Origin of the sequence: Brevundimonas sp. EAKA (genome assembly GCF_000698025.1) — a bacterium.
Taxonomy (GTDB): Bacteria; Pseudomonadota; Alphaproteobacteria; order Caulobacterales; family Caulobacteraceae; genus Brevundimonas; species Brevundimonas mediterranea_A.
This window is the reverse complement of sequence record NZ_JMQR01000078.1, coordinates 1-14,615: the sequence shown is the minus strand read 5'-3', so window position 1 is coordinate 14,615 and position 14,615 is coordinate 1. Positions and strand designations below refer to the sequence as shown.

Sequence of the window (14,615 nt, the reverse complement as noted above, 5' to 3'; positions counted from 1 at the left end):
ACACTCGGGAAGCAGCGTCTGCTGCCGGCGATCTGCACCCTGAACGAAGCGGCTCACAACCCACCTCCTGCTGACCTCAGGAGGCTAACCTAATTCGCTCATTCCGGAGGCGTTTTCACACAGCCTCGGTCGAAGGCGGTCATCGAAACTTGCGCCGAAAGCCGCGCCCGCCCCAGGACGCCGCCCTTCCCTCACCCCGCCTTCAGGTTCTCCACCACCGCTCTCAGCTTGGCCGGCAGGGGCTTGGGTCGGCGCGTCTCGGCGTCAACATAGACGTGGACGAAATGGCCGACGGCGGCCGGCACGTCGGCGCTGCGCTTGAACACGGCGAAGCCATAGCTGACGCTGGAGGTGCCGATCCGGTCCACCTTGATCCCGACCTCGATCACATCGGGAAACTTCAGCGCCGAGGTGTATTGGCAGCCGCTGTCCACCACCAGGCCGATGGACTCGTCCAGCGCATTGGCGATCATCAGATGGGCGTTCACCGCCGAGTCCACGAACTCGTAGAATTTGGCGTTGTTGATATGGCCGTACTGGTCGTTGTCGGCCCAGCGCGTCGAGACCATGTGAAACGCCTTGTAGGTCGCGCGTTCGGCCAAGGGGCCCAGTTCCGTCTTCGGCATTGCGGTCTTCCTCCTGGGCGACATTCGGCGTCGCTCTCGATGCGAGGCTCGGGCTTGGACGCCCTTGCGTCAAGCGCCTATCGATAGGGGACAGATCACAAGGCGCTCAAGCAGCCGACGACCGCGTCGGCGGCGGTAGCGCAAGAAAGAGCGTGCCCATGAGCATCACCACCCGCGCCGCCGTCCTGTCCGCCATGGGCGCCGCGCCCCCCTACGCCGACAGCAGGCCACTCTCCGTCGAGACCGTGACGCTGGACCCGCCCGGTCCCGGCGAAGTCCTGGTCGCGATCAGGGCCGCCGGCCTGTGCCACTCGGACCTCAGCGTCATCAACGGCGACCGTCCCCGCCCCCTGCCCATGGCCCTGGGGCATGAGGCCGCAGGCGTGGTCGAGGCCCTGGGCGACAGCGTCACGGACCTCGCGGTCGGCGACCACGTCGTCATGGTCTTCATGCCGTCCTGCGGCCATTGCGACCCGTGCGCCGGCGGCCGTCCCGCCCTGTGCGAGCCGGGCGCCGCCGCCAATGGCAAGGGCGAGCTGCTGTCCGGCGCCCGCCGCCTCTTCCGCGAGGGCGAACCGGTCAATCACCACCTCGGCTGCTCCGCCTTCGCCGAACGCGCCGTCGTCTCGCGTCGCTCCCTGGTCAAGATCGACCCCGACCTGTCGTTCGAGGAGGCGGCCCTGTTCGGTTGCGCCGTCCTGACCGGCGTCGGCGCCGTGGTGAACACCGCAGGGGTCAAGGCGGGTCAGAGCGTCGTGGTCATCGGCCTGGGCGGCGTGGGCCTGTCCAGCGTCCTCGGCGCCCTCGCCTCCGGCGCCTCGCCGGTCGTCGCCGTCGATCTGTCGGAGGACAAGCTGGCCCTGGCCCGCACCCTCGGCGCCACTTCAGGCTTGGTCCAGACCGTCAACGGCGCCGATCCCGATGCGGTGGATCAGGTCCGCGCCCTGACGAACGGCGGCGCCGACTTCGCCTTCGAAATGGCCGGCTCGGCCCGCGCCCTCGACACCGCCTGGAAGATGACCCGGCGCGGCGGGACCACCGTCACCGCCGGCCTGCCCCCGCCCGAGGCGGCCCTGGCCGTCAACATCGTCTCCCTGGTGGGCGAGGAGCGCACCCTGAAGGGCTCCTATATCGGAACCTGCGTCCCCAGCCGCGACATCCTCCGCTACGTCGCCCTCTACCGCCAGGGCCGGCTGCCGGTGGACCGGCTGATGAGCGGCGTCATCCCGCTCGACGACATCAACGCCGGCTTCGACCGCCTGCACGCCGGCGAGGTGGTGCGGCTGGTGGTCAGGCCCTGACCACCAGCCCTGAAGTCACTCCGCCGCCCGCGGCGGGGCGTTCTTCACATACTGGTCCATCCAGCGGGTCATCTCCCAAAGCGTGTGGCCCACCGATTCCCGCGCCCGATAGCCGTGCGCCTCCAGCGGCAGGGTGACATACCGCGCCGTCGCCCCCAGCCCCTTCAGCGCCGCATAGAAGCGCTCGCTCTGGACCGGGAAGGTGCCCGAGTTGTCGTCCGCCTCGCCGTGGATCAGCAGGATCGGCTCGTTCAGCTTGTTCGCGTAGGTGAAGGGCGACATCTCGGTATAGATCTCGGTCGCCTCCCAATAGTTGCGCTGCTCGGACTGGAAGCCGAACGGCGTCAGGGTGCGGTTATAGGCGCCCGACCGCGCGATCCCGGTCCTGAACAGGTCGCTGTGCGCCAGCAGGTTGGCGGTCATGAAGGCGCCGTAGCTGTGGCCCCCGACCGCGATCCGGTCGCGATCCGCCACCCCCATGCCGACCACCGCATCGACGGCGGCTTTCGCGTCGGCGACCAGTTGTTCGACATAGGTGTCGTTGGGCTCGGCCCCGTCCTTGCCGATGATGGGCATGGAGGGGTTGTCGAAGATCGCATAGCCTTGGGTCAGCAGGAACAGGTGGCTGGACCCGCCCGGCCGCACGAACCGGTTCTGCACATCCACCGTCTGGCCCGCCACCGCCGCATCGGTGAACTCGGCCGGATAGGCCCACATCAGCATCGGCAGGGGCCCGTCGCGATCCTTGTCGTAGCCGGCCGGCAGATACAGGGTCCCCGACAGCTTGACCCCGTCGGCCCGCTCATAGGTCACCAGCTGGCGCGTCGCCCCGGCCAGCTGCGGCGCCGGATCGGGGAAGTTGGTCAGGGCCGTGGTCTGGCCCGTCGTCAGGTCGCGGATCTGCAGGTTCGGCGGGTCCAGCCGCGTCTCGCGCTGCGTCACCACCCGCTTGCCGTCCGCATCCAGGAAGCCGACCACCGCCTCGTAATCCGTATCGGCCGAGGTCCACAGCCGCTCGCTGCGCCCCGTCGCCGGGTCCATGGCCGCCAGGAAGGGGAAGGCGCCCCGCGGCGTCGCCCCCGCCCCCGACATCAGGATGCGTCCCTGGGGATCGAACCGGATCACCGACCGGCCCGCCGCATTGGGCTGGGTCACCGGCTGGCCCGGATCGTCGTAGCGCGCCTGATAGTTCCGCTCCAGCAGCACCCGCCCCTCGCCGGGGTTCGACGGATCGACCACGAACCGTGTCTCGTGCCGGGTGTTGAACCAGCGGCTGTTGACCACAGCCAGGTCGTCCCTGCCCCACACGATCCCGCCGAACCGTTCCTTCAGGTCGATCAGCTTGACCGGCTCGGCCGTGAAGGGCGCGGCCTGCATGAAGACCCGGTCGCGGAACTCCACCTCGCGCTTGAGGTCGCCGCCGTCCAGGGCCTCGACCCAGGTCAGGGTCGCCGGCGCATCGGCCCGCCAGCCCACCGAGCGCGGCCCCGGCGCCACGGCGTCAAACGCGGTGGGTACATCGTCCCGCAACGGCAGATCGGCGACGGTCCGCACCACACGCCCGTTCAGGTCCGTCACCACGATCTCGGTGGGGAACAGGTCGTCCGGCACCGCATAGGAGTAAGGCCGCTTGGCGATCTCGTGCAGGATGTATTTCCCGTCCGGTGATGCGGCGCTGTCCAGATAGACGGCCGGCGCCCCAATCGTCCGTACACGGCCGTTCAGCGGAACCAGGGTCAGCTGCGAGGTGAAATAATGGTCGAACAGGGCCTCGTCGCCGGGGTTCGACAGCAGGTCCTGATAGGTCCGCACCGGCGCCACACGCCCGGCCGTCTCCTCGATGTTCGGCCCCGTCGGCGCCGTCGTCACATCGGGCGCCGGCCCCCGTCCCGCCGGAACCGCCTCGACCAGCAGGCCCGAGCTGTCGGGCAGCCACTCATAGCCCGTCCCGCCCGTCATATTGACCACCGGCTCGGTCAGTTTCCGCGCCCGCGCCGTCGCCACATCCACGACCCACAGCTCCAGCCCCGTCGGCCGGTCCAGCACGAAGGCCAGGGATTTCGCATCGGGCGAAAAACGCGGCGCCGTGAACCGCGCCTCGGCCGGCAGGGCCACGACCCGCGCCGGTCCCCCGTCCACCGCCTGCAGGCTCAGCCCGGTCAGCCAGGACACCCGGCTCTCGGCCATGCCGTTGTTGCGCGGATTGATCCGCGTCCCCGCCAGCCGCAGCATCGGCTCGGCCAGCGCCTTGATGCTGGGCAGGTTGGACCGGTCCAGCAGCACCAGGATCTTGCGATCGGGGCTCAGCATCGGCGACGGCGTCGGCTTGGCGTCCAGGATGTCGGCGATCGGCGACGGCGGCTGCTGATAGACCGAAACCGCCGGCGCGGCGGCGGTCTGGGCGAACGCCCCGCTCGCCGTCGAGGCCATCAACACCGCCGCCAGCGCAAGACCGGCCCCACGAACACGCATCATCATCCGAAATCCCCCACGAGTTACAAGCGTGAGACCTAACGACACCCGACGCGCGGCGCCAAGCCGTTTTGACGTTACACTGTCACAGTCGCCCTACTGGCCCGATGGACCGCTCAACGAAAACGGCGACCCCGCCGGGGCCGCCGTCTCCACGTCCCGACCCGGTGGATCAGAACTTCATCGTCACCGTGGCGTTGTAGGTCTGGTAGTCCAGATCCTCGCGATCGACCATCGAGGCGGCCTTCAGCGTCACGCCGAACCGGTCGCCCTCGATGGCGACCGAACCGCCGATCTCGGCCCATTCACTGTCATTGCTGGCGCCGGCGAAGACCCCGCCGAAGCCGTCGGCCGCGACGAAGGCGGCCTCGACATTGCGGTTGTCGCCCGCCAGCTCATGCACCCAGCGCACGTCCAGCGCCGGCTTGATGCTCCAGCGGCCGCGACTTGTCTCGCCGCCGACCCGCAGCCCGATATGGTGCTGCAGCGAATCGAACGACTGGTCGGCGACGCTCAGGGCCGCGACCCCGCCCGTCTCCTGATAGGCGTCCAGATCGACCGAATAGGCGTTCAGCCCGATGTTCGGCTGCAGCTTCAGCCCGCCGCGCGTCAGGTTGAAGCCCAGTTCGGCCCCGCCGCTGACCACCTTGCCGTCCGTCTCCCCGTCGGCGCGGAAGCCGGCGCCGCCGATGGCGAAGGCCCGTTCGGTGTCCAGATCCGCCGCGCCATAACCGACCTTGGCCCCCAGATAGGCGCCGTACGCCAGGTCCACCGCCCCATAGAGGGTCGCCTGAACCTGACGGCTGTCGGCCGTGCTGATCCCCTCGGCGAAGTCGGACTCGCCCTCGGCATAGGCCAGGCTGGCCCCCACGGTCAGGGCGTCGATGGTCCGTTCCAGGCCGCCGACGACATACCAGGCGCTCTGGTCGTCGCTGCGGCTGTCGGCCAGGGTTCCGCGCAACTGGCCCGCCTCGCCCTCGATGGCGCCGGCGCCGAAATAGGCCGAAACTCCCTGTTTCCATCCGCCCCAGCGCGCCCGTTCCTGGGCCTGGCGGGTCGCCATGCCGGCCGCTGCGGCCGTCGCCGCCGGATCCAGCGACGCGACCTCCACGCCCGACCCGATCAGGGTCAGGCCTTCGCTCGCCCCGCCCGAGCGATCCCGCGCGATCCGTCCGTCCACCACGCCGCGCAGAGCCTCGGTCTGGGCCGACAGCAGGGTCACGCCGGAGTGGGCGGCGAAGGGCGACAGGCTCTCCAGCCCGACCTCCAGGGCCTCGCCTTCCAGCAGGTCCGTCTGGGCGTAGATGTCGCCCAGGGCCGCATAGTCCGTGGCCCGCGCTGCATCCAGCATCCCGCCGACGGTGCGTTGGGCGCGCGAGTTCGGGTTGATGAAGTCCAGATAGGACCCCGCCTCGATCTCCACCTCCACGCTGGTCGTGGTGTAGTCCAGCACCGGGTACAGCACGCCCGAGATGTCGGTGACGGCGTCGAATTCGCCGTCGATGCCGCCCTGGGCCGTCAGCACCGTATAGGTCTGGCCGAACTTCGGCGCGCTGATGAAGTTGAGCCCCAGCAGCCCGCCCAGCGAGGCAATGCCGGCCGTGCCCTCGAAACTGTCGGCCAGAACCGTCAGACGGTCGGATTGATCACCGCCGATGTCGATGAACAGGCGCGAGCCCGACGCCAGCACCAGATCGCTCAACAGGGTCAGTTCGCCGATCTCGCCCTGCCCGCCCGGGGCGATCGAGCCCATGGCCGAGGTCAGGACCGTGGAGTCGACTACGCCCGAACCGCTCAGAACCCCGCCCGCCAGCAGCATTTCAAAGGTCAGCAGCGCGCCGTCCACGTTCAGCTGACCGGCCCAGACGCCGACGTCGTTCTGGGCGAACAACAGGCCGTCCGCGCCGATGTTCAGCACCGCGCCGCTGGTCCCGATGGTCAACCGGTCGATGACGGCGGGGGCGTTCAGCGTCGTCGTTCCCGCCGACATCAGGTTGACGTCGTAGAACAGCGGCTTCTCGCCGGCCAGCACATCGCCCTGGACGTTGAACGGCACGAAATTCGTCGAACCCGGTCCGCCCGGAACGATCTCGAACGGCAGGGTCGCGCCCGGCGCCGTGCCCACCGCCGAGGCTTCGTGCCGCACCGCCAGTCCGGAGGCGGTCTGACCGCGCGAACTGCCGGCCGCCCCGCCGGCCCCGCCCGCGACGATCCCGCTCATATCGACGATCGTGCGGCCGCCGGTCACCTCGGCCTTGACCGGCTGAGCGCCGCCGCTCAAGCCGTCCTCGCGGTCATGGTTGTAGTCGGCCAGTTGTCCCGCATCGGCGCAATCGCCGAAGAAGCAGATGCTGCCCCATTCGCCGCCGCGCGAATCCACGCCCTCGGCCGGCGTGGCGGGCAGGCCCGTGACCAGATTGCCGTTGGCGTCGATGATCTTGTAGTTCGGATCCATCATCTGGACCCAGTGGGTCGGATCGAACCAGTCGCCGTTCCCGCCGGTCGTGGTGACGTATTTGTAGGGGTTGTTGGCGACGATCCAGTCGGTGAACAGATACAGGGGCTGATAGCCCGCCGTCGTGCCGTAGCTGGCCGCCCCCTGGCCGTTGAAATAGCGCGATCCCAGCGACAGGACGCCCACGACCACCGGCGTGTCGAAGGCCCGATCCAGGATCAGGGGACCGCCCGAGTCGCCCCCCGCCGTCATGCCTTCGTTCTCCAGCGCGACGTCGTCGCCGAAGATGTTGAAGTCGAAGGTCGCGGTCCCGGCCGGATCGTCGAAATCGACCATATAGAGGTTCTGACTCAGCCCGCCCTGGGCGCCGTCGCCGAACAGGAACAGGTTGATGTCGTCCAGCGACGTCAGGGCGCCGATCATGTTCTCGGCGGCCCGACGGCGGAAGTCGATCCCCTGAACCGAACCTAGGGACCCCGTCCCGCTGCGGCCGTATCCGCCGGTGATCACGTGCCGGTCCTCGTCGCCGGTCAGGGGCGAGAACAGCATGGCCCAGGTCGGCACGCCCTTGGCCGGCGAATCCAGCACGCCGATGGCGACATCGCCCTCATAGAAGCCGCCGCCCTGGGCGTCTTCCAGCGAGCGGGGGTCATAGAAGACCCGGCTCATATTGTAGTGCTGGTCGATATAGCTGGTGGCGTAGTCGCCGCTGGTGATCCAGTTCAGGATGCCGTCGAAGGCGTCGCCCTTGAACCCGATGCTGATCGGTCTGCCCTGGCCCTGGGATCCGTAGGCGACGTCGGGGAGGTCGTTGACGCAGTGGGCGGCGAACAGCACCGTGCGCGGATTGATCAGGCTGCCGGTGCAGACCCCCACCGAGCCGCCGCCGGTGTCGACGATGATGTTGCCGATGCCGTTGATCGCATCGGGGTCGGCCAGGACCGGCGGCGCGTTCGGGCTGAAGTTGTCATTGGGCACCTCCGCCGCCGCCGTTCCCGCCGCCGCGATCAGCCCGATCACCGACGCCGTCGCCAGCCAGCGACGACGACCCGTCCCGTTACGTTCAATCATGCCGTGCACTCCCCTCAAAATCCTGGGAGCCACCGTGCCGTATTATTTCCCGACTGCAATAGGCTTACGACCAGCCTGGACCAATTTGTGTCAAAAACGTTACACTAGCACAGCACAGCTTGGGCGCGACGACGCCTACTGACCCGCCAGCAGCGCCTCGACCTCATGCCGCTCCGGCGCCGACGGCTGGGCGCCGGGCCGCGTCGCCGCAAAGCCCCCCGCCGCGCAGGCGAAGCGCAGGGCCTGCGTCGGCTCCATGCCTTCCAGCAGGGCCACGGTGATGGCGGCGACGAAGGCGTCGCCGGCGCCGGTGGCGTCGACCGCCTCGACGGTCGGCGGGGTCGCCCAGGCCATTTCGACGCCGCGCTGGTACATCGCCGCGCCCCTGGCGCCCTTGGTCACCACCACCCGGCCCCCGCCGCGGTGCAGGCCGTCGCCGTAGAAGGCGGCCTCGGTCTCGTTGACGACGATCAGGTCGGCGCGGCGCAGCAGCATTTCCGACACCGGCTGGGCGGGGGCCAGATTGGCGCAGACGAAGCCGGTGGCCCGGCCCACCGCCGCCTCGACCGTCTCGACCGGCAGCTCCAGCTGGACGATCAGGGCGCCCTCGATCCGCTGGGGCAACTGCTCGGGCGTCACCAGATGATTGGCGCCGGCCGCCACCACGATCTGGTTCTCGCCCGTCGGATCGACGGCGATCAGGGCCACCCCGGTCGGGGCCGCCACATCCGTCTCGACCCCCGCCAGATCGACGCCCAGGTCCGACATCAGGGACAGGGCCTCGCCGGCCAGGGAGTCGTTCCCGACCCGGCCGATCAGGCTGACCTCGGCGCCCAGTTTCTCGGCGGCGTAGGCCTGGTTGGCGCCCTTGCCGCCCGGATAGCGGGCCAGGCTGGCCCCCGTCACCGTCTCGCCCGGCGCCGGCAGCCGGGGCGCCGTCGCGACCAGGTCCAGGTTGATCGAGCCGACGACGGTGATCCGCATCATCTGGCCTTCAGGGTCTCGGTCAGCAGGTCGAACACCCCCTGTCCGTCCGCCGCCACCGCCCAGCGGTGCCGCGCCGTGGCGGGATCGACGCGGAACTCCACCGCCGTATGACCGCGCGTCAGGTCCGAGCCTGTCTCCACCTCGATCCGGCAGGGTTTCAGGGTGAACAGCTCCGGCCTCATCAGCCAGGCGATGGGACAGGGGTCGTGCAGGGGCGGGGCCTCCGATCCCACGACCTGCCGTTCGGTCCGCTGCGAGAAGCGCAGCAGGGCGGCGACGGTGCGCGCCGGGTCGGTGCGGATCGTCTCGATGGCGCGGATCCGGGCCTCGGTCGCCCGCACCTGGTGCGTCGCGTCCAGGCCGAAGGCGATCACCTCGCAGCCCGAGCCGAACACCACCGCCGCGGCGTCCGGGTCGGCCCAGATGTTGAACTCGGCCGAGGCGGTGATGTTGCCGCCCTCCGACCGCGCCCCGCCCATGACCACGACCGGCCCCAGATGCTCGGCCAGCCGCCGTTCGCGCTTCATCGCCAGGGCCAGGTTGGTCATCGGCCCCAGGACGGCGACGGCGACCGATCCGGCCGGGCGTTTCATCACCAGGTCGACGATGGCGTTGGCGGCGGGTCCGTCGCCGATGATGCCGGTCGGCGCGAAGGGCTCCAGGTCGCCCAGCCCCTCGGGCCCGTGGAAGTCGCCCGCGCCCGCCGGGGGTCGTTTCAGCGGCCGTTCGGCGCCGCCGAACACCGGCACGTCTTCGCGGCCGGCGATCTGGCGCACCATCCGGGCGTTGCGCTGGGTCAGGTGGGCGGGGACGTTGCCGCCCACGGTGGTGACGGCCAGCAGCGTCGGCTCGGCCGCCGCAAAGGCCAGGAACAGCGCCACGGCGTCATCCACGCCGGGGTCGCAATCGATGATCAGGGATTGGATAGACACACCCCTCGTTTGACCTCCCAGACGCCGGCGGGCAAGTCCGTTTCACCGCTTATCCCACGCGAATCCGACGCCTTTTCCAGCCACGCTTGCGCCCGCTTGACGTCCGCCTCCCCCGGCGTCACCCTGAGCCTCGTTCTCCGGGGGGTCGCAATCGAGCGGCTGAGATAGAGGTTTCTCCTCTGACCCGTCGAACCTGATCCGGGTCATGCCGGCGAAGGGATGAGTACGCTTTCCGGTCCCCGTTACAGGACCCTCGCGCCCGACGTCGGCGGACCTCAAACCGTTTGAGGCCGCCATGAACATCCAAGTCACCCCGCCCGTCCTGCCCGAAGAGCTCGACCTGGCTCAAGCAGCGAGCGACCGCGTCGCGAGCGATAGCCACGAAGGAACTGTGGATCTGGCGCTGAAGGACGCGCGCGAGCAGGTGATGCGAGAGACGGGCGCCATCCCCACCGGCGAACGCGCCGGCAGCCGCAAGGTCTATGTCGCCGGCGAGCTGTACCCCGACATCCGCGTCCCCTTCCGCGAGGTCGCCGTCCACCCGTCGGCCAATGAGCCGCCGGTGACCATCTATGACAGCTCCGGCCCCTATACCGACCCGACCGTCACCATCGACATCAAGCGCGGCCTGCCGCCCGTGAAGTCGTCCTGGCAACTGGATCGCGGCGACATCGCCCCCGTCGCCAATCCCCGCGAGGTCAAGCCCGAGGACAACGGACACGCCAGCGGCAAGAACCTGGCCCCCCGCTTCGACACCTCGAACCACCGCGTCTTCAAGGGCGTCGAGGGCCGCCCGGTGACGCAGTACGAATACGCCCAGGCCGGGATCATCACGCCCGAGATGGAATATGTCGCCATCCGCGAGAACCTGCGCCGCGAGCAGAACGCCCCCTGTATCCGCGACGGCGAAGACTTCGGCGCCAGCATCCCCGACTTCGTGACCCCCGAGTTCGTCCGCCAGGAGATCGCCCGCGGCCGCGCCATCATCCCGCACAACATCAACCACCCCGAGGTCGAGCCGATGATCATCGGCCGCAACTTCCTGGTGAAGATCAACGCCAACATCGGCAACAGCGCCGTCCTATCGTCGGTGGACGACGAGGTCGACAAACTGGTCTGGGCCACCCGCTGGGGCGCGGACAATGTCATGGACCTGTCGACCGGCCGCAACATCCACAACATCCGCGACTGGATCATCCGCAACTCGTCCGTCCCCATCGGCACCGTCCCCATCTATCAGGCGCTGGAGAAGGTGAACGGCGTCGCCGAGGACCTGACGTGGGAGGTGTTCCGCGACACCCTGATCGAACAGGCGGAACAGGGCGTCGACTATTTCACCATCCACGCCGGGGTGCGCCTGCCCTTCGTGCCGATGACGGCGAAACGCGTCACCGGCATCGTCTCGCGCGGCGGCTCCATCATGGCGAAGTGGTGCCTGGCCCACCACAAGGAGAGCTTCCTCTACGAGCATTTCGAGGACATCTGCGACATCATGCGGGCCTATGACGTCAGCTTCAGCCTGGGCGACGGTCTGCGTCCCGGCTCGATCGCCGACGCCAATGACGAGGCCCAGTTCGCCGAGCTACGCACCCTGGGCGAACTGACCAGGATCGCCTGGGCCAAGGGCTGCCAGGTCATGATCGAAGGCCCCGGCCATGTGCCGATGCACAAGATCAAGGCCAATATGGATGAGCAGCTGAAACACTGCCACGAGGCGCCCTTCTATACGCTTGGCCCGCTGACCACCGACATCGCCCCCGGCTATGACCACATCACCAGCGCCATCGGCGCGGCCATGATCGGCTGGTTCGGCACGGCCATGCTCTGCTACGTCACGCCCAAGGAGCATCTGGGCCTGCCCGACCGTCAGGACGTCAAGGACGGCGTCATCACCTACAAGATCGCCGCCCACGCCGCCGACCTGGCCAAGGGCCACCCCGCCGCCCGCCTGCACGACGACGCCCTGAGCCGCGCCCGGTTCGAGTTCCGCTGGGAGGACCAGTTCAACCTCGGCCTCGACCCCGAAACCGCCCGCAAATACCACGACGCCACCCTGCCCAAGGAAGCCCACAAGACCGCCCACTTCTGCTCCATGTGCGGCCCGAAATTCTGCAGCATGAAGATCAGCCAGGACATCCGCCGCGATGCGATGGCGCAGAATGATGCGGGGGCGAGCCTGGCGGAGGCGGAGGCCGGGATGGCGGAGATGAGCGCGAAGTTCCGCGCGGGGGGCGGGGGGGGGGAGGTGAAAGTCTAACCACCCACCTAGGCCACGCCGGGATCAGGGCTATGGACGCGAGGCGGTTTCAGGCCAGCCTCGCGTTCAAGTCGGGACGTTCGACGTTAGGCTGCCATAACGCCAAGCGATGCGAGAGCCCCGCGTACCCGTGCTTCAAAATGGTTAAATGACGCCGATCCTCTTAGACGATCAAGGGATTGAACTTGGGCAACTGCTGAAAATATTTGACTAGGTGCCGATCGGCGGCGGCGTGGCGTCGCCAATCGTACAGCGTTCTCCAAAACGCTCTTGGGATCTGGTAGCGCCTCCGCTGCCGCAGCCGTTTCAGGTAAGCCAAGTTCGATGGCATTTCCTGCATACCCCAGAGCATCCAGAACCGCTTCAACATCGGCAAGCACCCAAGCCTCCGTTTCTCGGTTTGGAGTGATTGTTACACAGCGCTCCGGAGGCCATTCGCAAAGCTCATTGGCGCGCTCGCAATAGCTCTGAGAGCGCTGCGCCAACGTTTGTCGCACACCCCGCCCACCAACATCCGCATGGATAAAGGCGATATGAAAAGCCTTCGCGTGTTTACAAATTTCGGATGCGACATCTTCAACGGCTCGGCCCGAAAGCGATAATTGAACAGCAGCAGCTTCCGGTATTTGAACGGGCCTTGCCCCTTCGCGAAGAGAAATGTCCGTCAAAACCCGTGGTAACAACACCTCATAGTACGCACGATCAGTCGCACCTTCATACGCTGTCGCCCACGATATATACGTCACGCTTCCTCGCTTAATTTTCGTAGAAGCGCTTCGACTTCAGTACGCGTTAGATCTCTTTCCGGATCGAGTTCAAGTTGGTCAGAACGAACCCCGGTCCGCATCCGAGTTCGTGTGGATCTAGTGTTATTCTTCGGGTCAATTGTCGCAACTGAATCAGCTGCAATAATCTCTCGATCCTCCAAAGCTTTCATGACTGCTGGAGAATGGGTGTTAACGAGAACTTGAAAGAGCTGATCCTCAAGAAGGTCGTCGCCTGCTGAAGCTGACTCTCGAAGCAAGGTCATTAAAAGCGGAATACGCCCTTCATGGACTCCATTTTCAGGTTCCTCAAAACACAAAACGCCCTTCCTGTCTGGGTCATCTAGAATAGATAGGAGCGCAAGAAGCCTCAGCGTTCCGTCAGAAATTACCCTCGAACTAAATCGAAGATCATCTTTCATAGAAACACTAAATGAATATTCCTTTGATCCATCTTCATCGTGAACATTAACAGCCTTTACGGCAGGTATTAGAGATGCCAAATCTGACGCAATATCAGACACAACCCCATTCGGCCTCTTATCAGTTCTAGTTTCATCCTTCAGCCTGGCTAGAACAGCAGAAAGATTGGACGCATCTGACCTGAGAGATTTTGATTCAAATTTATCACTGGCTCGGCGGGCGGATTGCGGGTTTATCTCTAGAAAACGAATAGAAGAAAGAAGATCTCTTAGAGCATATAAGTGCGGGAATTCTGACGTTGCAATTGTAGACAAAGCAGTTCTTGAAGCTTCAGCTGCAGGAATTTTAACAGGGCGCCCACGCTTTGTCGCTCCAGATTCACCAGCAGGTCCATCCTGACGAATATTAAACGCAGTAACTCGGCCAGATGCGTCATCATCCATGTCAATGAATGCATTTTTTCTATGCGAGTAAGAAACATTTGTCCTACGAAGAAACGTATCCCTGTCATGAGACTTAGAAAGCGGGAAACATCTTTCATGAGAAACAAATATTCCATGCGGATTACCCCTGACATCTCTCTTTATGGAGAGACCAAGTTCATACCTAAGCCGCTGGGCTTTAATCGCATACTTGGCACCAAATGCGTCCGTTCCAAACGAGCCAAGGAAGACCTCTACTGCGAAATTCATGTCATCACGCGCGCCTGAAGCAGTCTGGCGAAACAACTCCTCCGGCTCCCCGCGCAGGTCGCGCATCGCCGTTCTGACGTCGTGCTGAGCTAAGAGCGAGATGAATTTCAAAGCGTCAAAAAGATTGGATTTTCCACTCGCGTTGGGACCAACCACCGCAGAAAATGGTTGCAAGTCTAGCTCAAAGCCGGAGAAGGTTTTGAAGCCGTCGATTTCTATTCGGGTCAACATTTCTCGACGCTAGCGTGCGCCCCCGCTCCCGGCAACGGTTGCTTCACGCCCGTCCAGTCCGATCCTGACTTGCCCGTCCTCTAATTTCCCTCACGCAAGCAGGAGGCGTTTCGGTTCGTGCAATCCCTACGATGGCGGTGCCCCCTCCTTTCGTCATCCTCCGGCAAGCCGCGTCTTCGCGGCGCAGACCGGGGGACCCAGCGGCGCGCGAGAGCGCGAACCTGTCGCGGACTCGGCGGTCGAGATCCGCGCGGGGGGCGCATTTCGCCTTCGGCGCCCCCCCTGGGTCCGTCTCTTTTTAACATCTGACGCTGCCGACGAGCCAACCCGTGTGGATTTTCGTGGTGTGCGGTTGTATTAAACAAAAAACAATCACGCTGTACATAAGATTTGAGCTATACACA

9 protein-coding genes and 1 riboswitch are annotated in these 14,615 nt (G+C 66.1%); of the genes, 2 read left to right on the top strand and 7 right to left on the bottom strand.

Features of this window, described 5'->3' with window-relative positions; all coding sequences use genetic code 11:
* Positions 1-191 precede the first annotated feature (191 nt).
* Positions 192-626, bottom strand: coding sequence for a thioesterase family protein (locus tag ER13_RS11590; protein WP_008258890.1), 435 nt, complete (start codon positions 624-626; stop codon positions 192-194).
* Between the two features lie 158 nt (positions 627-784).
* Here ER13_RS11590 and ER13_RS11585 point away from each other — a divergent pair, with 158 nt between their 5' ends.
* The gene (locus ER13_RS11585; protein ID WP_035309414.1) at positions 785-1,927 is read left to right on the top strand and encodes a zinc-dependent alcohol dehydrogenase family protein; all 1,143 of its coding nucleotides are present in this window, start codon (positions 785-787) and stop codon (positions 1,925-1,927) included.
* Positions 1,928-1,942: 15 nt separating this feature from the next.
* On the opposite strand, the gene ER13_RS11580 is transcribed toward ER13_RS11585, so the two are convergent.
* The 4 genes from ER13_RS11580 to ER13_RS11565 all read right to left on the bottom strand — a co-directional run bounded on the left by ER13_RS11580 (position 1,943) and on the right by ER13_RS11565 (position 9,844).
* Complete coding sequence (locus ER13_RS11580) at positions 1,943-4,405, bottom strand: prolyl oligopeptidase family serine peptidase (RefSeq protein WP_035309413.1); 2,463 nt, start codon at positions 4,403-4,405, stop codon at positions 1,943-1,945.
* Between the two features lie 166 nt (positions 4,406-4,571).
* Complete coding sequence (locus ER13_RS11575; protein WP_035309412.1) at positions 4,572-7,925, bottom strand: autotransporter domain-containing protein; 3,354 nt, start codon at positions 7,923-7,925, stop codon at positions 4,572-4,574.
* 135 nt (positions 7,926-8,060) lie between these two features.
* Positions 8,061-8,912 carry a ribokinase gene (locus ER13_RS11570; RefSeq protein ID WP_231492540.1) on the bottom strand — a complete coding sequence of 284 codons (852 nt, stop codon included), beginning with the start codon at positions 8,910-8,912 and terminating at the stop codon, positions 8,061-8,063.
* Positions 8,909-9,844 (bottom strand): nucleoside hydrolase, encoded by a 936-nt coding sequence (locus ER13_RS11565; protein ID WP_035309410.1) that lies wholly within the window; start codon positions 9,842-9,844, stop codon positions 8,909-8,911. Before ER13_RS11565 ends, ER13_RS11570 begins: the two co-directional genes overlap by 4 nt.
* A 128-nt stretch (positions 9,845-9,972) precedes the next feature.
* Positions 9,973-10,082, top strand: a riboswitch (TPP riboswitch).
* Positions 10,083-10,271: 189 nt separating this feature from the next.
* Here ER13_RS11565 and thiC point away from each other — a divergent pair.
* The gene (thiC, locus tag ER13_RS11560) at positions 10,272-12,101 is read left to right on the top strand and encodes a phosphomethylpyrimidine synthase ThiC (protein WP_052005058.1); all 1,830 of its coding nucleotides are present in this window, start codon (positions 10,272-10,274) and stop codon (positions 12,099-12,101) included.
* A gap of 86 nt (positions 12,102-12,187) precedes the next feature.
* Here thiC and ER13_RS17980 read toward each other — a convergent pair whose 3' ends face one another.
* On the bottom strand, positions 12,188-12,847 hold the full coding sequence (locus ER13_RS17980; protein ID WP_197019779.1) for a DUF4276 family protein: 660 nt from the start codon (positions 12,845-12,847) through the stop codon (positions 12,188-12,190).
* On the bottom strand, positions 12,844-14,211 hold the full coding sequence (locus ER13_RS17975) for an AAA family ATPase (RefSeq protein WP_081836214.1): 1,368 nt from the start codon (positions 14,209-14,211) through the stop codon (positions 12,844-12,846). Before ER13_RS17975 ends, ER13_RS17980 begins: the two co-directional genes overlap by 4 nt.
* Positions 14,212-14,615: the final 404 nt, after the last annotated feature.

What these genes read in the sequence shown, in the direction of transcription:
- ER13_RS11575 (WP_035309412.1), bottom strand. Translation starts at nt 7,925, where the DNA reads ATGATTGAACGTAACGGGACGGGTCGTCGTCGCTGGCTGGCGACGGCG.
- ER13_RS11580 (WP_035309413.1), bottom strand. Translation starts at nt 4,405, where the DNA reads ATGATGATGCGTGTTCGTGGGGCCGGTCTTGCGCTGGCGGCGGTGTTG.
- ER13_RS11570 (WP_231492540.1), bottom strand. Translation starts at nt 8,912, where the DNA reads ATGATGCGGATCACCGTCGTCGGCTCGATCAACCTGGACCTGGTCGCG.
- ER13_RS17975 (WP_081836214.1), bottom strand. Translation starts at nt 14,211, where the DNA reads ATGTTGACCCGAATAGAAATCGACGGCTTCAAAACCTTCTCCGGCTTT.
- ER13_RS11585 (WP_035309414.1), top strand. Translation starts at nt 785, where the DNA reads ATGAGCATCACCACCCGCGCCGCCGTCCTGTCCGCCATGGGCGCCGCG.
- ER13_RS11590 (WP_008258890.1), bottom strand. Translation starts at nt 626, where the DNA reads ATGCCGAAGACGGAACTGGGCCCCTTGGCCGAACGCGCGACCTACAAG.
- thiC (WP_052005058.1), top strand. Translation starts at nt 10,272, where the DNA reads ATGCGAGAGACGGGCGCCATCCCCACCGGCGAACGCGCCGGCAGCCGC.